Below are 25,027 nucleotides of genomic sequence, written 5' to 3'. Positions count from 1 at the left end.
CTCACCGGGTCTGCTCGCTTCCGGCGAACATGTCGAGCAGGCTCTGCGGCGCGTTGTCGCCGAAGAGCGCCTCGTTGAGGTCGGCGCCGTCGACCGCGGCCGCGGCGCTGCGGGGGAAGAGGGGCTGCTCGTATGCGGTGAGGGCGGCTTCGGGGTCGTCGGGGTGGGCGGCGAGGGCCTTGCCGAGTTCGGCGCCGTCGTACATGGCCAGGTTGGCGCCTTCGCCGTTCGGGGCCGAGAGGTGGGCGGCGTCGCCGAGCAGGGTTACGCCCGGCACGCGGTCCCACCGGTGCTCGATGGGGAGCGCGTTGAGGGTTCGCAGTACCAGCGGGGTGTCGCTGTCGGTGATCAGGGCGGTGAGTTCGGGGGCCCAGCCGTCGAATTCCCGCGCGATCCGTTCGGCCGCCGTGGCGGAATCGGTGAAGTCGATGTCGGCGAACCAGTCCTGCGGCCTGGACAGCGCCACGTAGGTGTGGAGGGTGCCGCCGCTCTCGCGGTGTGCCTGGATCCCCTTGCCCGGTGCTAGCGCGAACAAGGACCCGCCGCCGACTGCTTTCGCGACCGCGGGGTGGCAGGTGTCGGCGTCGTACAGGTAGGTCTCGACGTACGACTTGCCGGTGTATTCGGGTGCCGCGCCGGACAGCAGCGGTCGGACCCGTGACCATGCGCCGTCCGCGCCGACCAGGAGGCTCGTGGTGACGGTGGTGCCGTCGGCGAAGGTCACCTCGTGGCGGCCCTCGCCGAGAGCGCGGACGCCGCTGACCTTGTGCCCCCACCGGACGGTGCCGGGCGGGAGCGAGTCGAGGAGGATCCGTCGCAGTTCGCCCCGCAGCACCTCGGGGCGTCCGCGCGTGCTGTCGTCGTCGAACAGGACGGTTCCGTCCGGGGCGAGGACCCGTGTCGCCTCGCGGCCCTCCAGGACGAGGTCGCGGAACTCCTCGGTCAGGCCTGCCGCGGCGAGGGCCGGCTGGCCGTTGTCCTCGTGGATGTCGAGCATCCCGCCCTGGGCACGCGCGGTCGGGGCGGGCTCCGCCTCGTAGACGGTGGCCGGGATGCCGTGGACGTGCAGGACGCGGGCGAGCGTGAGGCCGCCGAGTCCGGCGCCGATGATCGTGATGTGCGTGTTCATGGTGATCCTCCTTCGTGATCCGGGCGGCCGCCCGATGGCTCCGGCCGACCTCTCTGGAATGCCATTCCATTGTTGGAACGGCGCTCCAGATATGTCAAGATGGCCGCATGGCAACGCGGACTGGCAGGTCACAGCGGCGCACGGAGGCGCTCTCCCGCGAGCGCATCGTCGAGGCCGCCGTCGAGCTGCTCGACGCGGTCGGCGAGGACGGCCTGACGTTCCGGACGCTGACCGAGCGCCTGGCCACCGGGCCCGGGGCGATCTACTGGCACGTGGCGAACAAGGGTGAACTGCTCGCCGCCGCCACCGACGCCGTCGTCGCCACGGCCCTGGCCGTCGAGCCCGCCGGGCCTCCGGACGCGCCGCAGGACGGTATCCGCGCCGTCGCGCTCGGGCTGTTCGACGCGATCGAGGAGCATCCGTGGCTCGCCACACAGCTCGCGACGCAGTTCTCCCACAGTCCATGGGGACCGGTGGCGCCGCGGATCTTCGAGAGCATCGGCCGTCAGGTCCGCGCGCTGGGCGTGCCCGAGGCCGGCTGGTTCACCGCGACCTCGGCGTTGATGCACTACATCCTCGGCGCCGCCGGCCAGAACGCGGCGAACACCGTCAGCGCCGGCACTCTCGGGCCCGACGTGGACCGCACCCAGTTCCTCGACGCCGTATCGACGGCCTGGGAAGAACTCGACCCCGACGACTACCCGTTCACCCGGGCCGTCGCGGACCAGGTGCGCGGGCACGACGACCGTGAGCAGTTCCTCGCCGGGATCGACCTCGTCCTCGCGGGCGTCACCGCTCTCCACACGACGGACGGTTAGGTCTGCCGACGGCCTCGGCCATCACCACCCAGGGCAGGATCGTCACGTCGCTCGTCGCGTGACCGAGGCCCTACTCGACAGACCCGATCTCATCAGCGGCGCCCAACACACCGCCCCCGGCGCCGAGTTGCTCCCGTACGACATCGCGGCGACCGCATCCCGCCTGAGCGCCGCCCGCCGAAGTGTCGCCCTGAAAAAAGTCCATGTTCATCCGGTTGTTCCCGAACCCCACCGGCACCCCTGCCTATCGTGCGCCGGAACAAAGCGTTCCGCCCCCGAACCAGAATGCCCGGAGCAACCACCATGCCCAGCCGGACCCCTGGCCGTTCAGACAGCCCCGCCCGCCTCGCCACCTCCGCTCAGCCGACTCGATCCACCCGGTCCGCGCGGAGCGCCGCCGCACTGCTGTGTGCCGCCACCCTCACCACGGCCGCCACCGCCTGCTCCTCGTCGTCCTCATCGTCCGCGTCGGTCGGCGGAGCCGCCGCCCATCACCTCACCGCCTACGTCAGCGGTGACACGAACATCCAGAAGTTGTGGGAAGACATCGTTGTCCCTGCCTTCGAGAAGGCCAATCCCGGTTACCAGGTCAAGGTCGTCTTCTCCGCGCACGGCACCGCCGACGCGACCACGCTCGCCAAGCTCCAGGCCGCCGCGAAGACCGGCCGGGACCCCGGTTACGACCTCATGGAGTCGTCCGTCACCCTCAACGCGGCCACCGCCGGGCTGCTCACCAAGGTGTCGACGAAGAACGTGCCGGATCTCAAGGACGTCGACTCCGCACTGCTCGGCCCGGTGGCCAACTCGGCCGTGCCGTACCGCGGTTCATCGGTGGTGCTGGCGTACGACGCGGCGAAGGTGAAGACGCCTCCGAAGACGTACGACAGCCTGATCTCCTGGATCAAGGCCAACCCGGGCAAGTTCGCGTACAACAGCCCGGCCACCGGCGGCTCCGGCGGCTCGTTCGTCGAGACGACGCTCGACCGGCATCTCGACGCGAAGACGCTGAAGACCTTCCAGAACGGCTACGACGCCTCCCTCGAATCCAAGTGGGACCCGGGGTTCAAGGAGTTGAAGGCCCTGAACAAGGACGTCTACGGCAAGGGCGTCTACCCGAACGGCAACCAGGCCGTGCTCGACCTGCTCGCCAAGGGCCAGATCGAGCTGGCCCCGGTCTGGTCGGACCAGTACCTGTCGGGCATCCAGAACCACACCCTGAACTCCGGCATCAAGTTCACCCAGATATCGGACCCGACGTTCACCGGCGGCGCCTCCTACCTCGGCATCCTCAAGGCGAGCAAGAAGCAGCAAGCCGCCCTGAAACTGGCCGACTTCTTCCTCCAGGCCCAGCAACAGGACGCGATCGTCAAGCGGTTGGGCGCCTACCCGGTCATCCCGGCGAGCAAGCTGCCCGCCGCGACGGCCGCCCGGTTCAACGGCGTCGACGTCGGCAACCTGCGCGCCGGCTACTCCGGCCAGACCAGCAGCGACATGAACAACCTGTGGCAGCAGAAGGTGCCCGGTCAGTGACAACGACGAACACTACGGCTCCTACGACGGCCGGGGCGGCGGACGGTGCCGGTGCGCGCCGCCGCGGTTCCCCGGCCGGGGCGAGAACCGGAGCCGTCGGCACCCTCATGGTGCTGCCGCCTCTCCTGGTCGTCGCCCTCTTCGTCGGCATCCCGGTGATCTCCGGAGCCCTGTACACCCTCGGCCACTTCGGCGGCCTGAACTCCGTCATCGCCTCGATCGGCCTGCACCAGCACTCCGCCGACCACTGGTGGGGCACCCTGGCCGCCTACCGTGAGGTCCTCACCAGCGACACCTTCCTGCGCAGCCTGACCGTCACCGTCGAGGTGACGCTGGTGAGCGTCGTGGCCGTCTTCGCGCTCGGACTCGCCGTCGCGCTGTACGCCCGGCTGTCCGGCGGCCGAACCGCCCGCTTGGTCACCGCACTTGCGGTCACTCCACTCTTCCTGCCCGCGGTCATCGGCTCGTACGCGATCCTGACCTTCTACGCCGGTGACGGCGCCCTCACCACCATGGCGCACGCGGTGGGCTGGTCGTCCGCACCCCGGCTGAGTTACACGACATGGGGCGTGATCGTCGGCCAGGTGTGGACCAACCTCCCTTTCGCCGTACTGGTGTTGACCTCGGGACTGGCCGCCGTGCCGGACGCGCTGATCGAGGCCGCGCGTGACGCCGGGGCGCGACCCGCGCAGGTCGTGCTGCGTGTCCTGCTGCCGATGACGAGTGTGCCCGCGGTCATCACGGCCACGTTCACCAGCATCGCGGTGCTCGGCAGTTTCACCGTGCCCTATCTCGTCGGACCGACCGCGCCGACCATGCTCGGGGTCCAACTCGCCAACGCGTTCCAGTCGTTCAACCAACCGCAGCAGTCCCTGGTGATGGCCGTCGTCGTCTTCGCGCTCGCCTCGGTGGTGGGCGTGGCGTACGTCCGGTCCAACGTCCGCGAGGCCCGGCGCGCCGCGTCGGTGACGCGGTGAAGGGCCAGCCGATGACCGTCGTGACCGTGGTCCGTCGCGCGGGCGGTGCCGTACTGGCCGCGCTGCTCGCCCTGTTCATCCTCGGCCCGCTGCTGTGGCTGCTCCCCCACGCCTTCGCGGACACCTGGCGCTACCCCGACCTGCTGCCGCAGGGCTGGACCCTGCGCTGGTGGACAACGGTCGCGGACAACCCGGACCTGGTGGCGGCGGTGCGCTGGAGCTTCGTGTTCGCGCCGGTGGTGACGCTGCTCTCGGCGGTGATCTGTCTGCCCGCCGCGTACGCGTTCGCCCGCCGCGACTTTCCGGGGCGCCGCTTCTTCCTGGTGGCGCTGTTCTCCGTCAACGCGTTCCCGAAGATCGGTCTGTACGCGGCGATGGCCTCCCTCTTCTACACGTTGAACCTGATGACGACGTTCTGGGGCGTGGTCGTCGTGCAGTTGCTCGGCACGGTCGTCTTCATGACCTGGCTGCCGGCGGCGGCGTTCGCCGCGGTGCCGCGCAGTCTGGAGGAGGCCGCCCGGGACGCGGGCGCGGGTCCGCTGACCGTCTTCTGGCGGGTCACCCTGCCCCTCGCCCGACCCGGCATCCTGGTGGCGCTGATCATGTCGTTCCTGGCCGCGTTCGACGAGGCCCAGGGCACCCTGCTGGTCGGCGCGCCCACGTACACCACCATGCCCACCGCGATGTACAGCATGGTCACCAACTACCCCGAGGGCGTCGCCGCGGTCTTCTCCCTCCTGCTGTCCGTGCCGTCCGTCCTGCTGATGCTCGGCGTACGGCGGCACATCATGGGCGGCCACCTCGCGGAAGGGTTCCAACTGCGGTGACCAGCACCACTGTTCACACGGCCAGCGCCGGACTCGTGCTGTCCGGCCTCACCAAGACCCTCGGCGGCAGGACGGTCGTCTCCGGCCTGGACCTGCACGTCGAACCCGGCGAGATGGTCTGCCTGCTGGGCCCGTCCGGCTGCGGCAAGACCACCACCCTGCGGATGGCGTCCGGGTTCCTGACCCCGGACTCCGGCCGGGTCGAGATCGGCGGCACGGACTATGCCGCCGTGCCGCCCGAGCGCCGTCCCACCGCGATGGTGTTCCAGAACTACGCCCTGTGGCCGCACATGACGGTCCGTCAGAACATCGGCTTCGGCCTGAAGATGCACAAGGTGCCGCGCGCCGAGGCCGACCGCCGGGTCACCGAGGCGCTGGAACTGGTCGGTCTCGCCCACCACACCGACAGCCGACCGGCCCACATCTCGGGCGGCGAACAGCAACGCACGGCACTGGCAAGGGCGTTGGCCCTGCGCCCCCAACTCCTTCTCCTGGACGAGCCGTTGTCCAACCTGGACGCCAAGCTCCGTGAACGGGTCCGCGAGGAGATCCGGGACATCCAGCAACGCCTCGGCATCACCACCCTGTTCGTCACCCACGACCAGGACGAGGCGCTCAGCATCGCCGACCGCATCGCCGTCATGAACGCCGGCCGCATCGAGCAGTACGCGTCCCCGGACGAGCTGTACCGCACCCCGGCCACGCTGTTCACCGCCGAGTTCGTCGGCAGCCTCAACCGCCTGGACGACGCCTTCGCCGCACCCGGCACGGTACGGCTCGGCCACATCACCCTGCCGTGCGCGGAGTTGACCGGCCCGGCGGGATCCGGACTGACGGTCGGTATCCGCCCGGAGGAGGTACGCCTCGACGGCACCTCCGAAGGAGCCTCCGCCCGCGTCGAGAAGGTCCTCCCGCGCGGCCACTTCACCGAGGTGGTCGTGGAGTTGGCGGGCGGCCCGCGGCTGCGGTCGTACGTCTCCGGCGCTACGGCGCCCACTCGCGGCGAGGTCGTACGGGTGCGGGTCGGTCAGGCCCTGTCGTACGCGACCGCCCCAGCCGTAGAAGCAGCAGCGGAGGCGGCATGAGGGCGGGAGGGCCGTTGGCCGTGGCGCACCGGGGCGACCCCCGGGCCGCGGTGGAGAACACCCTGGAGGCCGTGCGGCTGGCGGCGGGCGCGGGTGCGTCCGCGATCGAGGTGGATCTGCGGTGCACGGCGGACCGTGTCGTCGTACTGCATCATGACGACGACCTGCGGCGTCTGTGGGGGCGTCCGGAGTCGGTCGCGGCGCTGACACTGGCCGAGTTGCGGGAGCTCGCGCCGGCGGTACCGACCCTGCGGGAGGCATTGGAAGTCGCCGACGGGGTGCCGCTGCTGCTGGACACCGGGGACCCGGTGGTCGCGACGGCGGCGCACGCGGAGCTCGGTCGGCTGGGGGCGGTGGCCATGTTCTGTGGCGCGGCGGAGGCGATGGCGGCGGTGCGGGCGCGGGACGAGCGGATCACGCTGTTCCTCAGTTGGTACGGAGAACTTCCGCCGTCCGAGGGCGTGTTGGCGGCCGTACGCCCGCAGTATTTCAATCCTGAACACCGGTTCCTGGACGAGGAGTCGGTGGCGTACTGGCATGCCCGGGACGTGCTGGTGAGTTGCTGGACGGTGGACGACGCGGACCGGCGCGGCGAACTGCTCGCCTGGGGTGTGGACGCGATCATTGGCAACGACCTGAACGGGGTGGTGAAGAGCTGTGCCGAACGTGCCGAACGGACATGACCTGGACGGTGCTCTGCGGGTGGCCGTGGAGTTGGCCGAGTGGGCGACGGAGGCGATCCGTGGCGGGAACCGGGGAGGTACGGGGCCGGTCAGGGAGAAGGCGAGCCCGGCCGACATCGTCACCGACACGGACGAGGCGGTGGAGCGGCACGTACGGGCGGTGCTGCGGCGGGAGTTCCCCGACTGGGGCATCGACGGCGAGGAGTACGGCGCGGAGGACGGCACGTCGGCCGACGCACCGCACTGGGTGATCGACCCCGTGGACGGAACGACCAACTACGCCCACGGGCTTGGCTGGTGCTCCTTCTCCCTGGGCCTCGCGGAGCCGGACGGCTCGCCGCTGCTCGGCCTGGTGGCGGACCCGTGGCGGGGCGAGGTCTTCACGGCGGTACGGGGCAAGGGCGCACACCTGAACGGGACCCCGATCCACGCGGCGGACCACACCACACTCACGGGCCATGTGTTCCTGACGGAGTGGGCGGCCCACGCGCACTGGCCGGGCCTGGACGCCCTGCTCGCGAAACTGGCCGAACGGCACTGCACGGCCCGCGTCATGGGTTCGACCGCGCTGTCGTTGGTCCAGGTCGCGGCGGGCCGGGCGACGGCCGCCGCGATCGGCGAGTTCCACCCGGTGGACGGCCTGCCAGCGCTCCTCATCGCGACCGAGGCGGGCGCGGTCGCGATGCCTCAACTCCCTTCGTACGGTGAGCCGTTGCTGCTCGTGGCGCCGGACGCGGCGGCAGAGACCGGGGAGCTGTGGCGTACGACGGTGGGTGCCGCCTAGCGAGTCGGACGGCGGCCGCCGGTGTCCCTACGCCAGGGGCATCACCTTGCGGTAGGTGACCACCGCGGCCGTCGCGACCGCCACGTGCATCAGGAGCAGCGCCCCGACACCGGTCGCGCCACCGTCGCCGTAGAGCAGGAAATCAGGGACGAAGGACACCACGACGAGGGTCGGTACCAGCCGACGCACCAGCGTCCGGGGGTCCTTCGAGACCTTGCGCAGGATGGCCCAGCCGAGGGCGCCGGCGACTGTGCCGACCGTCGTCAGGAAGATGTACGACGGTGCCTTGAGAGGCTGGAAGTCGTCGGGCGCGCCTGCGGCCAGGGCGAGTTGGGCGATCACGGTGTCGGCCGCGGAGGCCAGCACGATCGCGGCGAGGACACCTCCCGCGACGACGAGCGGACCACGGCGGACGACGACGGCATCAGAGGCGAGTGACATGACAACTCCAGGGAGGGATATTTCGGGCAGAGCCCAAAGAGGCCCGAGACGGACCTGATCGTTTGAACTCTCAAGCGAGAGTCTGACCGACTCCGTTTGAAACTTCAAGCGCGCCTGGACGGCGCCTGTCGGCGGAATCCTTACGATTCGCGGGTCGAGGCCGGGATCCGTCATCGTTCAGTGAAGTGACGTGAACTTCCGGAGGGGAAGGTCACAGCACCTGACGGACGGAGTGAGGGGCATGTACAACCTGCGCCGCCTGGAGGTGCTGCGGGAGTTGAAGTACCGCGGCACGCTGGCCGCCGTCGCGACGGCCATGTCGTACAGCCCCTCGGCCGTCTCCCAGCAGCTGGCCCTCCTGGAGTCCGAGGTCGGCGCACCGCTGCTGGAGCGGGAGGGGCGTGGGGTCCGGCTGACGCCACAGGCCGAAATCCTCGTCGCCCGTACGGAGAAGGCCCTACGGGAACTGGAGCGCGCCGAGACGGAGATCGCGGCCTCGCTGCGGGAGGTGTCCGGGACTCTCAGGGTCGCGGCCTTCCAGACCGCCATGCTCGCGCTGCTGCCCGCCGCACTGACCTGGCTGCGCGAGCACCACCCTCGGATGCGGGTGGAGGCCACCCAGGCCGAGCCCGACACCTCGCTGCCCGGCCTGCTCACCCGGGACTTCGACCTCGTGATCGACGAGACCTTCCCCGGTCACCCGCGACCGGCCCGCGCCGCGGAGGTCCGGCACCACCCCGTGTACGAGGACACCATGCGGCTCGCCTCCCCCGCGCCCGTGGCGAACGTCGCCGAACTCGCCGAACACCCCTGGGTGATGGAACCCGCCGGCACACCCGCTCGCGCATGGGCGACCGGCGTCTGCCACGCGGCCGGCTTCGAGCCGGACGTCGCCTATGTCTCCGCGGACATGCTGACCCACGCGCGGCTGGTCGAACAGGGCCACGCGGTGGCCTTCCTGCCCGACATGCTCTGGTTCGACCGCACGCCCCGGCTGGCGCTCGACACCTCCGCCGTCCACGTCCGCACCGTGCTCGCGACCGTGCGCGCCGGTGCCGCGGAGCATCCCCTGATCCGGACTTTCCTCGCCGCTCTGGGGTACGCGGTCGGCAGGCTGCCCGCGCGCACGGGGTGACCGCTCCAGACAGATCCCGACGGCCCCGGACGGCCCATTCATCAGCTTTCTTGGCCTTTCACCTCCAAAAACATTCGCTTTACTGAACGGGTGCGGCTTGAGAACGTCAGGGAAAGGGTTCTTCGGACAGACGGGAAGCACAGGACATGGACATCGAAGCGCTCCGCCAGGACACCCCGGGCACCGCGAACCGGGTACACCTCAACAACGCGGGGGCCGGTCTCCTGTCCCGTCGGACGCTGGGAGCCATGACCTCCCACCTGGAGCTGGAGGCGGCCATAGGCGGTTACGAAGCCGCCGGCCAGGAACGGGACCGCATCGACGCCACCCACGCGGACATCGCCCGGCTGGTGGGCGGACAGGCGGACGAGATCGCGCTGTTCGACAACTCCACCCACGCGTGGAACGCGGCCTTCTACTCCATGACGTTCAAGCCCGGCGACCGCATCCTCACCGGCCGGGACGAGTACGGCAGCAGTGTGCTCGCCTATCTGCAGACCGCCCGGCGCCACGGCGCCGAGGTCGTCGTCGTGCCCGACGACGAGGACGGACAGCTCGACACCACGGCCCTGGCCGACCTGATCGACGAGCGCACCAGGCTCGTCGGCGTCACCCACATCCCCACCAGCGGCGGCCTGGTCAACCCGGCGGCCGAGATCGGCCGGATCACCCGCGCGGCCGGCGTCCCCTTCCTGCTGGACGCCACCCAGTCCGTGGGCCAGTTCCCCGTCGACGTCGCCGAGATCGGCTGCGACATGCTCACCGCGACCGGCCGCAAGTTCCTGCGGGGTCCGCGCGGCACGGGCTTCCTGTGGGTACGTCCCGAGGCCCTGGAGTACCTGGACCCGCACGTCGTCGAGATCGAGGCCGCGACCTGGGACGGCAGGCGCGGCTTCACCTGGCACGACGGCGCGCGGCGCTTCGCGACGTGGGAGATGAGCTACTCCAACGTCCTCGGGCTGAGCGCGGCCGTCCAACAGGCCCTGGAACTCGGCATGGACGAGATCGGCCGACGCACCGTCGCCCTTGGCGCGTATCTGCGTGACCGCCTCGACGCGCTGCCCGGTGTCAGCACCTACGACCTCGGTCTCGACAGGTGCGCCATCGTCACCGCGAAGGTCGACGCCCTCCCCACGGCCGATGTCGCCGCTGCGCTCTCGAAGCAGGGGATCAACGTCAGCACGACCTTTGCCGAGCACACCCAGTTCGACACCGAGAGCCGGGGTGTCCACCCCTTGGTGCGGCTGTCCCCGCACTACTACAACACCGAGTCCGAACTCGACCAGGCCGTCGACGCCATCGCCGAACTGGCCCGCACCGCCGGCTGACACGCCGAGGCCGCCCGAGGTTCACGGCAGCCGGACCGCGGCCGGCGGCCAGTCGGGGGTGGCGTAGGGACGTCGGAACGTGTGGCGTCCCGAGCCGACCTCGAACGGGGCGCTGCCGTCCGGTAGTTGGACCTCGGCGAGCGTGTTCGCGGGGACCAGCGTCTCAACGACGAGGACATCGCCCTTGCCGCCCTTGACGCTCTCGATGCGCCAGCCCGCCTCGGCCCTGCCGTACGGAGTGTCGTGGGCCGCCTTCGCCCAGGTCAGGTCGCCGCCCGGGACCGGGGCGATGCGCAGTCGCCGCCAGCCGGGTTCGGCGGCGGCGAGACCCGCGACCGTACGGTGCAGCCAGTCGGCGACGGCGCCGAGGGCGTAGTGGTTGAAGGACGTCATCTCGCCGGGGTTGACGGTGCCGTCGGGGAGCATCGAGTCCCAGCGCTCCCAGACGGTGGTGGCGCCCATGGTCACCGGGTACAGCCAGGACGGGCAGTCCTTCTCCAGGAGCATGCGGTAGGCGAGTTGGGGTTCGCCCACCGCACAGAGGGCGTCGCAGATCAGCGGCGTGCCCGTGAAACCGGTGGCGATCCGGAAGGACGCGCGGCGCACGATCTCCGCCAACCGCTCGCCGGCGCCACGCCGTTGACGCTCCGTCGGCAGCAGCGAGAAGGCGATGGCCAGGGCGTAGGCGGTCTGGGTGTCCGAGGACAGCCGGCCGTCCGGCGTGACGAACCGGTCGGTGAAGCGTTCACGTACGGCCCGGGCGTGCTCGCGGAAACGGGCAGCGTCCTCCTTGCCGTCCAACTGTCCAGTGTCGTATAGGAGTTGAGCGACCTCGGCAAGGACCTCCGCGGAACGGACGACGTACGCGTTGGCCACGAGGTCGCCGTCGGTCCGTGCCTCCCCCGGACGGTCCGGTGGGGCCTGCGGGTCGAGCCAGTCCCCCAGTTGGAAGTCCTGACGCCACAGTCCGTCGCCCTCAGCGGTGAGCCGGATCGTGGCCTCGACCCAGGCGCGCATGCTCGGGTACTGGGCGCGCAGCACCTCCAGGTCGCCGAACCGCTGGTACAGGGTCCACGGCAGGAGCACCGCGACATCGGCCCACACGGCCTGAGCCCCTACGCCCTGGAAGGCATCCGGCAACACATCGGGGACGACGAGGGGCGGCACGCCGTCCGGTCGCGCCAACTGCTCGGCGGACAAGTCGCGCAGCCAGCCGGTCAGCATGCCGGAGCAGTCGTGGAGGAAGGACGCGGCGGGCGCGAAGACCTGGATGTCGCCGGTCCAGCCCATGCGTTCGTCGCGCTGCGGGCAGTCGGTGGGGATGTCGAGGAAGTTGCCGCGCATGCCCTGCACGATGTTCTCGTGCAGCCGGTTCACCAGGGCGTCGGAGCACTCGAACCAGCCGGTGCGGGCCATGTCCGTGTGGAGTACGACCGCTTCGACGTCGGCGGGGTCGAGCGGGCCGGGCCAGTTCCCGATCTCGGCGTACCTGAATCCATGGAAGGTGAAACGGGGTTCGTAGGTCTCGCCCCGCCCATCTTCATCTGCTGCCACGCCTTCTCCGCGCAGGACGTACGTGTCCGTCGCGGCGGCGAACCGCAAGGGGCGGGTGCTCAGTTCGCCGTGTTCCAGGACCTCCGCGTGGCGCAGGCTGATCTCGTGGCCGCCAGGGCCCTCGACGCGGATGCGCAGTCGCCCGACCAGGTTCTGTCCGAAGTCCAGGACGGTCTTCCCCGACGGCGTCGTGATGACTTCGACAGGGGCGACGGTCTGGGTGCGGCGCACGGGCGGACCAGTCGGGGCCACCAACTCCGCGCTAGGGAGCGGCAGTTCGCGAACGCCGGTCCAGCCGGACACCTCGTGTCCCGGCGCGGACCACCCCGGCCGCTCCCGCCGCGCGTCGTACGCCTCGCCGTCGTAGATCTCCGAGCGCAGCACGGGGCCGGTCGTCGTAAGCCAGTGTTCGTCGGTGCGGACAGTATGGGTCGTGCCGTCGGCGTACGTGATCTCCAACTGGGCCAGGAGCGCGCGATGTTCACCGTAGATGGTGCGGCGACCGCCGTGGAAGCCGAGGCGTCCGGTGTACCAACCCTCGCCGAGCAGGGCGCCGATGGTGTTCTCACCGGTTCGCAGCAACGGCGTCACGTCGAACGTCTGGTAGCGCAGGCGGTGTTGGTACGAGGTCCAGCCCGGGGCCAAGACCTCGTCGCCCACGTGCTCGCCGTTGAACTCGGCCGCGTAGACGCCGTACGCGGTGATGTACAGCCGGGCGGAGGCGACGGGACCGGCGAGGGTGAAGTCGCGGCGGAGCAGCGCTACGGGGAGCGGTTCCTCGGTGGGGGCATCGAGGTCCGGGGTGACGGGCCGGGCCGTCCAGTCGGCCGCGTTCAGGAGCCCGGTCTCGGCGTACGCGTTCTCCGACCAGGGCGACGGCTCGCCCTCCCCCTCACCCCAGACGCGTACTCGCACTCCGACGCGTTCACGGGAGCCGAGGTGCGGCCCGGGCCAGGGGACGAGGACGGACTCGGCGGACTCCACGCGCCCGGTGTCGGCGAGGACCGTGCCGTCGGCGGCGGTGATCTCCACCTGGTGGGCAGCCTGGTGCCAGTCCCCGGCGTCGGTGACCGTGCGCCAGCTGAGGCGGGGAGTGGATTCGCCGATGCCCAGAGGTTCGCGGTGGTGCTCGAATATGGGCGGTGTGACGTGCACGGGGATCAACTCCGGCTCGGGTCATGGCAGATGTACACCCGCGGCGCACCGCCCTCGTCGGGTACGGGTGCTACGGCGGTGGCGCGCACGCCCTCGCGGACGGTCTCGCCGGTTCGGGGGTCGATCACCCGGTAAGGGAGCGGGACGTTCTCCGGGTCGGTGATGAACAGCGGGCCGCCCTCCTCCGCGTAGCAGAGGTACAGCGCGCCGGGGACGGACAGGCCCCGGGGCGCCAGGGCGGAGCGCCAGTCGGGTCGCATGTCCGTCAGGGGAAGGCCGTCGAGGATGCGGGAGATCAGCCCGACGTGGCGCGAGCCCTCGAAGTCCAGTGCGTCGCGCCAGTCGGCGTCCTCGGCCAGGAAGAACTCCTCGTGGCCGGGTTCGGCGGCGTGCAGGCGCCACTGCCACAGGCCGGCCGCGCCGTAGACCACGCCCATCGTGCCGCCGGCGCAGAGGTTGCTCCAGGCCTCGTGTCCCTGCCACCAGCCCGCGGCGCGGCCGGGGCGGCCGGTGTTCTCGTACGTCGGCTCGGCGTTGGCGACCGCCTTGGCGGGGGTGTTGCGCCACATGTCGGCGACCCGTTCCTGGACGTGCCCGCCCGTGTGGCCGGTCTGGCACCACTGGAAGTGCAGCCAACTCTCGCTCTGGTGGGCGGAGTTGTCGGCGTGCGGCCGGTAGTGGATGCCGCAGGGCTGGCCGTAGTCGTCCCAGCGGCCGACTTCCGCGCCGCCCGCCGCGATCTGTGGTTCGTGGCCCTCGCCGTCGGCGCCGACCAGGTAGACGACCGGCCCGGCGCCGTAACGCGCCACCAGATAACGGCAGTAGCGCGCGTACTCCTGCGGCGGGACCACCGGACCCGCCACCCGCAGACCCTTCCAGCCGAACCCGTGGAAGAGCGGCTGCAGCACGGGGACGATCCCGTGCTCGCGGAGGATCCCCAACAGCCGGTCCAGGTACTGGAAGTACGCCGGGTTCAGCACGGTGACGTGTCCGGTGGGCAGGTCCTCGAAGCCGACGTCGAATCCCTCGTCCACGGTGCGATCGCGCGGTCCGCGCGCGTCCATGTCGGGCTGGACGCTCATCAGCAGGGCCGCGTTGAAGCCCTTGGCTTGCCGGTCGGCGGCGTACTCCGTGACCTGCTCCTCGGTGGCGCGCCAGGGCAGGGCCCAGGCGGTGTCGCCGACCAGCAGCGTGGGGGTCCCGTCGGCGTGCACCAGGCTGCGTCCGCCGGGCGACATCCGCCAAAAGCCGTGCCGGTGGAAGGAGTTGGCGTCGTCCGCGGCGGGACGGAGGACCAGCGCTCCGCCCTGCCCTGACAGTCCTTCGTCCGTGACGGAGCTGCCGCTGCGCCAGGTCCAGCGGCCGTCCGTCTCCGGGGAGGCGAACCGGACCTTCCAGACCCGGCCGCCGTCCCAGAAGGCGGGGCGGCGCAGGACGGTGCCGGATTCGTGGGTGAACTCGGCCCATACGTCGATGTCGGTGTACGGGTTGGCATGGTCACGGACCCCGGTGAGGGTGATCTCGGTCTGCCGCCAGGGGGCGACCACCGGGTCCGCTTGCGGCCGTGCATCACTCATGAGGTGCCGACGACGATGTCGGCGGCCAGCGGAAGCGTCGTCGAGGACGGACCGGCTTCCAGGGTGAAGGTCCCCGACTCGACTGCCCAGCCGCCGACTTCGATGTCCCAGTGCTCGAAGGCCCGCGCGTCCACGGTGACCGTCGCGACGGCCTCTTCGCCGGGTGCCGCCTCGACCACGGCGAACCCGGCGAGCCAGCGGACCGGGCGCTCGACGGCACCGCCGGGGCGGCCGGCATAGACCTGCACGACCTCCTTGCCGTGCCGTGTACCGGTGTTGCGTATCCGTACTTCTACGTCGAGATCGACGCCCGACCGCACCTCGCTGGGGGCGTCGATCGTAACGAAGTCCCAGGTGGTGTAGCCGAGTCCGTGGCCGAAGGCGTAGCGGGGCGGCTGGGATCCGGTGCGGCCGTCGCCCCGGTAGCCGATGAACAGGCCCTCGTCGTAGGCGAGTACGCCGTCGATCGGCTCGGTGGCGGGCAATCCCTGTTCGGACGCGGGCCAGACGGTCGGCAGTCGGCCACCCGGTTCCGCGATGCCCAGCAGGACGTCGGCGAGCGCGTTGCCGAACTCCTGGCCGGGGAACCAGGCGAGCAGCACCGCCGCCACCTCCTCGGACCACGGAAGCAGCACCGGGGCACCGGAGTTGACCACCACGACGGTACGGGGGTTGGCCTCGGCGACCCGGCGGACGAGTTCGTCCTGCCGGCCGGGCAGGGCCAGGCTGTCGCGGTCGAAGCCCTCGCTCTCGACCTCCTCGGTGGTGCCGGCCACGACCACGGCGACGTCCGCCTCGCGGGCGAGTGCCACGGCCCGCTCGATCTCCTCGTCGTCGCTGCCGTGCGGCGGCTGGACGTTGAGCTGGAACATGGTGACCGCGTCGCCGAGGGCATCGTCCGTCGAGTCGACGTCGTGGGTGACTGTGTCGTGGGAGGTTGTGTCGTGGGTGAGGACGACCTCGGTTTCCTCGCCCTCCGCCAGATCGACATGGTGGAGGCGTTGCGGCGGAGTCATCAGACCCTCCACCAGGTCGGCGCCCGGCGGGAGTTGGAGGCGTACGTCGAAAACCTCGGCGCCCGCGACGGACAACCGGAAGCGTCCGATGCCCGAGCCGCCGATCGCGTACCGGCCGGCGTCGGTCGCGCGGATCACGGTGCGCACCTCCACCCGGGCGACCTGACCGACGGGCACACCGGGGCCGTAGGACCCCATCCAGGTGTAGGCGCCCCCGGCGCGACGCTCGGAGCCCAGCAGGGTTCCGTCCTCGGACAGGAAGTTCACCTCCACTCCCTCGCCGGAACCGTCGGGGTGGCGGAGGTGGGCAACTGCCGCCGCGGGTACGCGGGTTTGCGGGGTGACGCCGACGCCGTGGGTGACCTCGACGTCGTCGCCCAGGGCGCCACGGATGCCGTCGAGCGGTGAGACGGTGTAGGGCGGGAAGACGGTGGCGCTGCCTCCGCCGAGAGTTCGGGCCACGGCGGCGTTGGGGCCGAGAACCGCGACCCGGTGCAACGAACCACGCTCTAGGGGCAGTTGGGCGTCCTCGTTGCGGACCAGTACGAATCCGGCGGCGGCGGTTTCTCGCAGGAGGGCCGCCACGGACGCGGCGTCGTAGTGGGGCGGGCGGGCGGCGGTGGGTATGCCGCTCAGCGCGCCGACCCGGGCGGCGAGGCGCAGCAGCCGTAGCACCTTGTCGTCGACGAGCGACTCGTCGACCTTGCCCTTGCGTACGGCGGCGACCAGGGCGTCGCCCCAGGGGCCGATCGGGCCGGGCATCACCAGGTCGAGGGCTGCGCGTGCGGACGGTTCGGTGGTGCGGGCGGCGAACCAGTCCGACATCACCAGGCCGTCGAAGTCCCAGTCGTCGTGAAGGACTTGGCGCAGCAGCGGGCTCTCGGTCATCGGGTGTCCGTTGACGCCGTTGTAGGCGGCCATCACGGCCCAGACCCGGCCCTCGCCGACGATCCGCTCGAACGGCGCCAAGTACAGCTCGCGCAGGGCGCGTTCGCCGATCCGCGCGTCGAGCGTCATGCGCTGGGTCTCCGAGTCGTTGCCGACGAAGTGCTTCACGGTGGCCGCGACACCGCCACTCTGGACACCTCGGACGTAGGCGACACCGATGCGGGCCGTGAGCAGCGGGTCCTCGCTGAAGCACTCGAAGTGCCGTCCGCCGTAAGGGGTTCGGTGCAGGTTCACGGTGGGGGCGAGGAGGACGTCGACGCCCTTGGCACGCGCCTCGTGGGCGAGGAGCCCACCGAGTCCTTCGATCAGCGACTCGTCCCAGGTGGCTGCCAGTGCGGTGGGCGAGGGCACGTTGGCGGAAGGGCTGCGTTCGTCCCACAGCTCGCCCCGGACTCCGGCGGGTCCGTCCGAGACGACCAACCGGCGTAGCCCGACTGCGGGTTCGGGGTGGAGGGACCAGAAGTCCGCGCCGGTCAGCAGCCCCACCTTCTGTTCCAGGGTGAGCACGCCGAGGCGCCTGGCGAGCTCTGCTTCATCGGTGGCGGAGGGGGCAGAGGGGGCGTCGGTGGTGGGCTGCCGGGTCACGGCGTCCTCCTCAGTGAAGGTGAAAGTGAAAGTGACGGTGCGGGTGAAGCGGGGTCGCCATCGCGCTCGATGAGCAACCGGACGTCCCAGGGCCCGAGTTCGAGCGCGGTTCCGGCGGCGAGGCGCTCACCGGTGAACAGGTCGCGGACGTCTCCCGGCAGGCGGTAACCGACCGGATCCCAGGCCCAGTTGTGGACGAAGCGCAGGACGGCGCCGTCGGCGGTGGTGGCCGATGTACAGGTGACGGACGCGGGCCGGTCCTCGCGCCAGGCGTCACAGGGGAGGGAGACCGTGGTGACCCAGTCGGCGAGGCTGCGCGAGAGTTCGCGGTCCGGGACCGTGCCGACGTAGGTCACACGGCCGTCGCCGTACTCGTGGGTCGTGATGGCGGCGAACTGGCCGAGGTGCGGATGGTCGTACCCGGCGAGGACGGTGGCGCCTTCCGCGATCAATCCATCGGCCCAGGCGGTGGCGTGTCCGTGCAGAGCGGGGCCCTTCGAGTCCTCCTGGGTGATCGTGACCGGGGCCAGCACATTGGTGAACTCCTGATAGCGCGCGCCCACGGCAGCGCGCAGCACTCCGGGCATGACCGTGTGCCGGGCGACGGCCTCCTCGTCCGCGTAGCCGGTGCGCGGGGTGAGGACGAGATGGCCGCCCGCTTCGCCGTACCGGCGCAGCAGGTCGAGAGTCGCGTCGTCCGCGATGTACAGCGCCGGGACGACCAGCACCGGCCATCGGTCCACCAACTCCTCCGGACTGGAGGGAAGTTGCTCCGGGGAAACGATGTCGACGGACAACCCGGCGTCGAACAGCCCTCGGTAGAAGGCGGCGACGATGCGGTCGTAGGACTGCGGATCGCCGAACCAGGCAGGAGTGTTGCCCCTGAGCGGTGCCATGAACTCCATGGCCCAGCGACTGTCGGCGGACAGGAGCATCGCCACGTCGCTGCGGGGCCGCAGGCCCTCGATCGCGCTGCCGGCCTGCTTGAACTCCCCGGCGATCGCGGAGAGTTCGTCGTACGTCCGGCCTGGTTCCAGGCTGTGGCCGAGGATGCCGCCCCAGTAGGTCTCGGCGCCGTAGTGCAGGGAGTGCCAGTGCCAGTACTCGATCATTCTGGCGCCACGCGCGACCATGCTCCACACGGCCTGGCGGGCCTGACCCTTGTAGAGGGGGAAGTTGTCCGCGGAGCCGCCGATCGAGGTGGCGTTGGTCTCCATGACGAGGAAGGGTTCCTGGCGGATGCCGCGTGCCATGTCGTTCTGGAGGTAGAGCCAGGCGGGTCCCGACCAGGCGACGAAGAACGGGTACAGGCCGCCCTCCGGCTCGTCGGAACCCGGCAGCGCCAACCCTTCTTGCGTGGCGTAGTAGATGTTCGCCCCGGCGACGTCGAGGGGCCGGCCGATCGTCGAGATGTCCAGGCCCTGTTGGCCGAGGGCGACGCAGGTGGTGACGAAGTGGTGCTCCGGTACGAGGCCGCGGACCAACTCGGCGTGCCACGTGATGTATTCCTGCGTCAGCTGCGATTGATAGCGGCGCCAGGCGAGGTCGTACGACGGGGTGGTGTTGCCGTCGGGGGTCCACAGGTCCGCCCAGTCCTGCAGGCGGTGGGACCAATAGGTCAGCCCCCAGCGGCGGTTGAGGGTCTCGACGTCGCCGTAGCGTTCACGGAGGTGGTCGAGGAAGCCCTCGAACACCGAGTCGTTGTGGAAGAGCCTTAGCCCGGGTTCGTTGTCGACCTGCCAGCCGATGACCGCCGGGTGGTCGGCGTAGCGCCCCACGATCTTGCGGACCAGCCGCTCGGCGAGATGCCGGAAGGCGGGGTGCGAGTAGTCCGCGTCCTGCCGCATGCCGTACGGGATGGGCTGCCCGGTGCCTGAACGGGCCGCCGTTTCCGGGTACTTGCGGCGCAGCCAGGGCGGGACGGCGTAGGTCGGGGTGCCGATGATCGCCTTGATGCCTCGGTCTTGGGCGGCGTCGAGCACCGGTTGCAGCCAGTCGAGTTCGAACCGGCCCTCGCGGGGTTCCCAGGTCGACCAGACCGACTCGCCGACCCGGATGACACTGAACCCGGCCTCGGCCATCAGATCGAGGTCCTGCGTGAGCCGCTCGTACGGCTGGTACTCGGTGTAGTACGCGGCTCCGAAGAGCATGCGTGAGGAGGAAGTGCCCATACGGTGCTGGTGACTTTCTCTCAGGTGCCGGTCGGCTGTCGTGGGCGGGGCGGAGGCGTCAGTCCTCGCCCCGGTACCTGAACTGGTCGAAGGCGACGGCCCCTTCAGCGGCGTACATGCCGACGACTCGACCGGTGAAGGACGCGGCGGTCTCGGCGGAGACGTAGCGGCCGTCGAGCACGGCGAGTTCGACCGGTCCGGTGCCGGTGTCGGTTTCGACGGACAGTCGGACGAGGTCGGGGCCCAGCGCGTCGAGGCCCATGCCCCTCACCGGCTCGGTCTCGATCCGTACGGTCACCGGTCCCGGCCCCGTGGGGAGCGGCTGCTCCCAGGTCTGGCTCAGGCCGCCCACCCGGGCGCGGGCACGGGCGATTCCGGCCCCCACCTCGATGTCGTAGTGATGGCGTTCGTCGATCCGCAGGCTCAGCCCGCCGACTCCCCCGGCGCTGTCCACGCGGACCGAGAAGGCGGCCGCCTGGTGCTGCTGGCGGCGGCCGACGAACCGTGGCCGCGGGTCGTCCATCGTGGAACCGTCGGCATGTACGACGAGGTGGCCCGGTCGTTCGATGAGTGAGGACCAGTCGGCGGCCGGGGTCCGTATGGAGAGCCACTCCGGGCCGAGTTGGGCGCCGGTGAAGTCGTCGTGGTGTTCAACTGGCGCGGTGGGCGGGGTGAGTTGGACCGGCTGTACCACCGGCCAGCCGTCGACCCATTCCAGCGTCGTGCTGAACGTCTCCCGGCCCATGGGAGAGAAGGCCCTCGTCAGACCGCCGGGCCGCATCCCCAGCAGGAACAGTACCCAGCCGCCGTCGGGAGTGCGTACGAGGTCGGCGTGACCGGTGTTCTGGACCGGACGGGCGGTGCTGCGGGCGCTCAGCACCGGGTTGGCCGGACAGCCCTCGAAGGGACCGTCGGGGCGGGTGCCGCGGGCGATGCTCACGGAGTGCCCGCGCTCGGTGCCACCCTCGGCGATCAGGAGGTACCAGGTGCCGTCGATCTCGTAGAGATGCGGCGCTTCGGGGAACATCAGGCCGGTGCCCGACCACAACGACCGTGGTTCTTCGAGGGCTCGGCCCGTCTGCAGGTCCATGCGGACCTGCTGGATGCCGAGGTGCTCACCTGCGTGGTCTCCGTCGAGTTGGAGACCCGAGTAGGTGACGAGACAGGTGCCGTCGCTGTCCCAGGCGAGGTCCGGGTCGATGCCGTTCATGCCCTGCATGACGATGCCGTCGGACCACGGCCCCTCGGCCCGTTCGGCGCTGAAGATCAGGCTCCCGCGCCCCATCGCGTCGGTGACGACCAGCCAGAAGCGGCCGTCGTGGAACCGGATGGTGGGCGCCCAGGCACCGCCGAGCGTGGGTACCTTCTCCACCGCCAACTGCCCCGGCCTGGTGACCACGTTGCCGATCTGCTCCCAGTGCACCAGGTCGCGGCTGTGGAACAGCGGTACGCCGGGGAGGTACTCGAAGCTGGAACAGGCGAGGTAGTAGTCGTCGCCGACGCAAGTGATGCTGGGGTCCGGGTGGAAGCCGGGGAGGACGGGGTTGGGCAGGGTCATGCTCGGTCTCCCGACGTCGAGGCGGTCGTGGATACGGCTGTGGTGGCGCCCGGGGATACTGCTGTGGCCTCGGCCAACCGACGCCGTTCGGCCCGGCGTTCCGCCTGCCGTTGCGGGTCCGGCACCGGCGCGGCGAGCAACAGGCGCTGGGTGTAAGGGTGTCGGGGTGCGGTGGTGACGGTCGCCGCGTCCCCGGTCTCGATGATTTCTCCGCCCTGCATGACCGCCACCCGGTGGCTGATGTGCCGGACGACGGACAGGTCGTGGGTGACGAAGAGGTAGGCGACGCCGGTGCGTTCCTGGATCTCGACGAACAGGTCCAGTACCCGCGCCTGGGTCGACAGGTCGAGTGCGCTGACCGGTTCGTCGCAGACGATGACGCGCGGGTCCCGGGACAACGCCCTTGCGATGGCGATGCGTTGGCGCTGTCCGCCGGAGAACTCCCGTGGCAGCCGCTCCCCCGCGTCGGCGGGCAGCCGTACTTGGTCGAGCAGGTCCCGCACCCTCTTCTCGGCCTCCGCCCGAGGGGTTCCCGCGACGCGCAGCGGTTCGCTGAGGATGTCGTTCACGGACATCGCCGGGTTGAGGGAGGTGTACGGGTCCTGGAACACCACCTGGATGTCGCTGCTCAGCGCCCGGCGGTCCTTCGCGCCGAGACCCGAGATGACCTTGCCGTCGTAGCGGACGGTGCCGGAGGCGATCGGGGCCAGTCCGAGGACGGCCCGGCCCAGTGTGGTCTTGCCCGATCCCGACTCGCCGACCAGTCCGAGGGTCTCGCCCGCGCCGATGGTGATCGACACGCCCTTCAGCACCCGGAACGGTGGCCTGCGCCAGCCTTTCGCCGGGTACTCCACGACCAACTCGTCGGCGACCAGCAGGGGTTCGGCCGGGAGTTCCTTCTTCACTGTCCCGTTGATGGTCCCGGTCATGCCGGACCCTCCTGACGTGCGGTGTTCGTGACCCCTGCGGCGCTCGTCGACACGGTGCGACTCGGGCTCAGCGCGGACCGCGGCTCCGCGTCCTCCAACGTGGACGAGAGGAGCATGCGGGTGTACGGATGCTGCGGATCGGCGAACAACTCCGCCACGGGCGCGGACTCCACGACAACGCCGGTCTGCATCACCGCCACGCGGTCGCAGATGTCGGCCACCACACCGAAGTCGTGGGTCACCAGGATCACGCCCATGTTCCGCTCGCGCTGAAGGGACCGCATCAGGTCGAGCACCTCGGCCTGCACGGTCACGTCGAGGGCCGTGGTCGGTTCGTCGGCGATCAGCAGGTCCGGTTCGCAGGACACGGCGCCGGCGATGAGGACGCGCTGCGCCATACCGCCGGAGATCTGGTGCGGATAGGAGCGGAAGACCCGTTCGGGGTCGGAGATGCCGACCCGCTCCAGCAGGCCGAGCGTCTTCGCCTTCGCCTCGGTGGCCGACAGCCCGAGGTGTCGGCGTACCGGTTCGACCAGCTGGGCGCCGATACGGAAGGAGGGGTCGAGGTTGGACATGGGTTCCTGCGGGACGTAGGCGATCCGGTGGCCGCGGTAGCGGTTCATTGCCGCACGGCCGAGGCGTCCCAGTTCGGTGCCGTCGAACTCCAGCCGCGCGGTGGCGACTTGGGCCTCCCGGGGCAGCAGTCCGAGCACGGCGAAGGCGGTTTGGCTCTTGCCCGAGCCCGACTCCCCCACCAGTCCGAGGACTTCACCCCGGCGCACTGTCAGGGAGACGCCGTCGACGACGGTCTTCTCGCCCTGGGCCGTCGGATAGGAGACCGTCAGTCCTTCGAGAACGAGCAGGGCGTCATCCGTCTCCCCCGCCCCGACGATGACGGGCGATGCCTTCTTGTCGGCGACCGGCCTACGGGCCGTAGCACCGCGCGAAGGCCTCCGCCCGCCCGTCGCACTCCCGTCCAGCGCGTCCCGCAGGGCGTTGCCCAGGAGGCCGAACGCGGCGACTGTCACCGCGAGCGCCACTCCGGGCCAGACCATCAACTCCGGCTTGGTGTAGATGTTTCCGAAGGCGTCGTTGAGCATGGAGCCCCAGCTCGCCTGGGTCGCCGAGCCCAGGCCGAGGAACTCCAGACCGGACTGGATGACGATGCCGAGGCCGAGCATCTGGGCGGCCTGGATGATGGTCGGCGCCTGTACGACGGGCAGGATGTGCCGGCGGATGATCCGGGCGTCCGTCAGGCCGGACACCCGTGCCGCGTCGACGTACAGCTCCTCTCGTACGGAGATCACCGAGGCGCGGATCAGCCGGAAGACGCCCGGTGACATCAGCACGCCGAAGACCGCCATGGCGAGGTACGTGTTCTGGCCCACCGCGGACATCACGACGAGCAGCACGATGATCGCCGGCACGGCCATCAGCAGGTTGGACACCCAACTGCTCACCGCGTCGAACCACTTGCGGTAGTAGCCGGCCACCAGACCGGCGGGCACGCCGATCACCACGGCGACGGCCACCGCGAGCAGGGCGCCGAGGAGGCTGGTGCGGCCGCCGTAGAGAAGTCGGGCCAGGACGTCGCGGCCCACGCCGTCGCCGCCCAGGGGGTGTTTGCCGCTCATCGGCGCGAGGCTGTCGGTCAGTGAGGTGTGGGCCGGGTCCTGGCTGGTGAGGAGCGGTGCGAACAGGCTGGCCAGGGAGATGAGGGCGAGGAGCACCAGGCAGGTCACGGCCACCGGGTCGCGCAGCAGTCGGCGCAGGAGTCCGGCCCGTCCCTGCGCGGCTACGGCCGTGGCGACCGCGCCCGCCGGTTCTTCGGACTGGGGAAGCGTCATCCGACACGCACCTTCGGGTTGAGCCAGCCGTATGCGAGGTCCATCAGGATGTTGACCACCACGACGAGGGCGACCATGACCACGACGACGCCCATGACCACCGGGGTGTCGCCCTGGGAACCGGCGGTGGTCGCCTGGCTGCCGATGCCGTTGAGGCCGAAGACCTTCTCGACGACCACCGCGCCACCGACCAGGCCGATGAACTGCAGGGCCAGCACGGTCAGCGCGGCCGGGGCGGCGTTGCGCAGGGCGTGCCGGAACAGCAGGCTCCGCTCGCTGATGCCCCGGCTGCGGAGGGTGCGTACGTAGTCGGCGCGCAGGACGTCGACCATGGAGCCGCGCACCTGTTGGGCGGTGGCGGCGATCGCTCCGACGGACAGCGACAGCGCGGGCAGGGTGATCGACCGGAGCCAGCCACCCGCCGAGTCCGCCAGCGGCACGTAACCGGTCGCGGGCAGCCAGCCCAGGTCGACGCCGATCACGACGGCGAACACCAGGGCGACCAGGAAACTGGGCACGGCGAACCCCAACACCGCGAGCAGTTGCACCACTTGGTCCAGGGCGCCCCGGCGGACCGCGGCGGCCACGCCCAGCACCGTGCTCAGTACGGCCGACACCAGGAGCGCGGCCAGCACGATCGACAGGGTGACCGGCAGTTTGTTCTCGAGTGAGCTCGTCACGGACTCGCCGCTGAACCACGAGCTGCCGAGGTTGCCGTGCACCGCGTCCGCGAGCCAGTGGCCGTAGCGGACCACGAAGGGCTGGTCCAGGCCGAGTTCGGCGGACTTGGCGGTCACCTGCTGCTGGGTGGCGGTCTGCCCGACGATCTGGCGGACGGGGTCGGAGCCGGTGAGGCCCATCAGCGCGAAGGTCGTGGTCGCGATGACCAGGACCAGGACCAGCCCGGCGGCGATGCGCCGGACCAGGAAAACGATCATCTGTCTCTCCCT

The 25,027-nt window shown here is 70.5% G+C and carries 19 protein-coding genes; 9 read left to right on the top strand and 10 right to left on the bottom strand.

Annotated elements, in window-relative coordinates:
• Position 1 precedes the first annotated feature (1 nt).
• Entirely contained in the window at positions 2-1,129 is a 1,128-nt protein-coding gene (locus tag OG504_RS50190) for an FAD-dependent oxidoreductase (protein ID WP_405995850.1), read from the bottom strand.
• A 107-nt stretch (positions 1,130-1,236) separates the two neighbouring features.
• Between OG504_RS50190 and OG504_RS50185 the strand changes: the two genes are divergently transcribed.
• From OG504_RS50185 to OG504_RS50155, 7 genes are all read left to right on the top strand, one after another.
• Positions 1,237-1,947 carry a TetR/AcrR family transcriptional regulator gene (locus OG504_RS50185; protein ID WP_405995849.1) on the top strand — a complete coding sequence of 237 codons (711 nt, stop codon included), beginning with the start codon at positions 1,237-1,239 and terminating at the stop codon, positions 1,945-1,947.
• Positions 1,948-2,250: 303 nt separating this feature from the next.
• Entirely contained in the window at positions 2,251-3,477 is a 1,227-nt protein-coding gene (locus OG504_RS50180; RefSeq protein WP_405995848.1) for an extracellular solute-binding protein, read from the top strand.
• Positions 3,474-4,454, top strand: a complete 981-nt coding sequence (locus tag OG504_RS50175) for an ABC transporter permease (RefSeq protein WP_405995847.1) — start codon at positions 3,474-3,476, stop codon at positions 4,452-4,454. Before OG504_RS50180 ends, OG504_RS50175 begins: the two co-directional genes overlap by 4 nt.
• 11 nt (positions 4,455-4,465) lie before the next feature.
• Complete coding sequence (locus tag OG504_RS50170) at positions 4,466-5,281, top strand: ABC transporter permease (RefSeq protein WP_405995846.1); 816 nt, start codon at positions 4,466-4,468, stop codon at positions 5,279-5,281.
• A complete protein-coding gene (locus OG504_RS50165; protein WP_405995845.1) occupies positions 5,278-6,366 on the top strand; it encodes an ABC transporter ATP-binding protein in 1,089 nt (362 codons plus the stop codon). The genes OG504_RS50170 and OG504_RS50165 overlap by 4 nt, the downstream gene beginning before the upstream one ends.
• On the top strand, positions 6,363-7,049 hold the full coding sequence (locus tag OG504_RS50160; protein WP_405995844.1) for a glycerophosphodiester phosphodiesterase: 687 nt from the start codon (positions 6,363-6,365) through the stop codon (positions 7,047-7,049). The genes OG504_RS50165 and OG504_RS50160 overlap by 4 nt, the downstream gene beginning before the upstream one ends.
• Positions 7,033-7,833, top strand: a complete 801-nt coding sequence (locus OG504_RS50155; protein WP_405995843.1) for an inositol monophosphatase family protein — start codon at positions 7,033-7,035, stop codon at positions 7,831-7,833. The genes OG504_RS50160 and OG504_RS50155 overlap by 17 nt, the downstream gene beginning before the upstream one ends.
• Positions 7,834-7,860: 27 nt before the next feature.
• Here the strand turns inward: OG504_RS50155 and OG504_RS50150 are convergent, their stop codons facing one another.
• Positions 7,861-8,274, bottom strand: coding sequence for a DUF6069 family protein (locus OG504_RS50150; RefSeq protein WP_405995842.1), 414 nt, complete (start codon positions 8,272-8,274; stop codon positions 7,861-7,863).
• A gap of 241 nt (positions 8,275-8,515) precedes the next feature.
• On the opposite strand from OG504_RS50150, the gene OG504_RS50145 reads away from it, so the two are divergent.
• A complete protein-coding gene (locus tag OG504_RS50145) occupies positions 8,516-9,409 on the top strand; it encodes a LysR family transcriptional regulator (protein WP_405995841.1) in 894 nt (297 codons plus the stop codon).
• Positions 9,410-9,555: 146 nt separating this feature from the next.
• Positions 9,556-10,737, top strand: a complete 1,182-nt coding sequence (locus OG504_RS50140; protein WP_405995840.1) for an aminotransferase class V-fold PLP-dependent enzyme — start codon at positions 9,556-9,558, stop codon at positions 10,735-10,737.
• Positions 10,738-10,758: 21 nt separating this feature from the next.
• On the opposite strand, the gene OG504_RS50135 is transcribed toward OG504_RS50140, so the two are convergent.
• From OG504_RS50135 to OG504_RS50100, 8 genes are read right to left on the bottom strand one after another with little or no spacing between them, the layout of a single operon-like run.
• Positions 10,759-13,446 (bottom strand): family 78 glycoside hydrolase catalytic domain, encoded by a 2,688-nt coding sequence (locus tag OG504_RS50135; protein WP_405995839.1) that lies wholly within the window; start codon positions 13,444-13,446, stop codon positions 10,759-10,761.
• A 5-nt stretch (positions 13,447-13,451) separates the two neighbouring features.
• Complete coding sequence (locus OG504_RS50130) at positions 13,452-15,023, bottom strand: DUF4038 domain-containing protein (RefSeq protein WP_405995838.1); 1,572 nt, start codon at positions 15,021-15,023, stop codon at positions 13,452-13,454.
• Positions 15,020-17,572, bottom strand: a complete 2,553-nt coding sequence (locus OG504_RS50125) for a beta-glucosidase (protein WP_405995837.1) — start codon at positions 17,570-17,572, stop codon at positions 15,020-15,022. The genes OG504_RS50130 and OG504_RS50125 overlap by 4 nt, the downstream gene beginning before the upstream one ends.
• Positions 17,569-19,743: a beta-galactosidase gene (locus tag OG504_RS50120; RefSeq protein ID WP_405995836.1), complete on the bottom strand. Its 2,175-nt coding sequence runs from the start codon at positions 19,741-19,743 to the stop codon at positions 17,569-17,571. The genes OG504_RS50125 and OG504_RS50120 overlap by 4 nt, the downstream gene beginning before the upstream one ends.
• A 58-nt stretch (positions 19,744-19,801) precedes the next feature.
• Positions 19,802-21,301, bottom strand: coding sequence for a glycoside hydrolase family 43 protein (locus OG504_RS50115; RefSeq protein WP_405995835.1), 1,500 nt, complete (start codon positions 21,299-21,301; stop codon positions 19,802-19,804).
• Positions 21,298-22,230, bottom strand: a complete 933-nt coding sequence (locus OG504_RS50110; protein WP_405995834.1) for an ATP-binding cassette domain-containing protein — start codon at positions 22,228-22,230, stop codon at positions 21,298-21,300. Before OG504_RS50110 ends, OG504_RS50115 begins: the two co-directional genes overlap by 4 nt.
• A complete protein-coding gene (locus OG504_RS50105; RefSeq protein ID WP_405995833.1) occupies positions 22,227-24,077 on the bottom strand; it encodes a dipeptide/oligopeptide/nickel ABC transporter permease/ATP-binding protein in 1,851 nt (616 codons plus the stop codon). The genes OG504_RS50110 and OG504_RS50105 overlap by 4 nt, the downstream gene beginning before the upstream one ends.
• Positions 24,074-25,015 (bottom strand): ABC transporter permease, encoded by a 942-nt coding sequence (locus tag OG504_RS50100; protein WP_405995832.1) that lies wholly within the window; start codon positions 25,013-25,015, stop codon positions 24,074-24,076. The genes OG504_RS50105 and OG504_RS50100 overlap by 4 nt, the downstream gene beginning before the upstream one ends.
• Positions 25,016-25,027: the final 12 nt, after the last annotated feature.

It is taken from the genome of Streptomyces sp. NBC_00986 (assembly GCF_045162565.1).
GTDB lineage: Bacteria > Actinomycetota > Actinomycetes > Streptomycetales > Streptomycetaceae > Streptomyces.
This window is presented reverse-complemented; position numbering and strand designations above follow the sequence as displayed.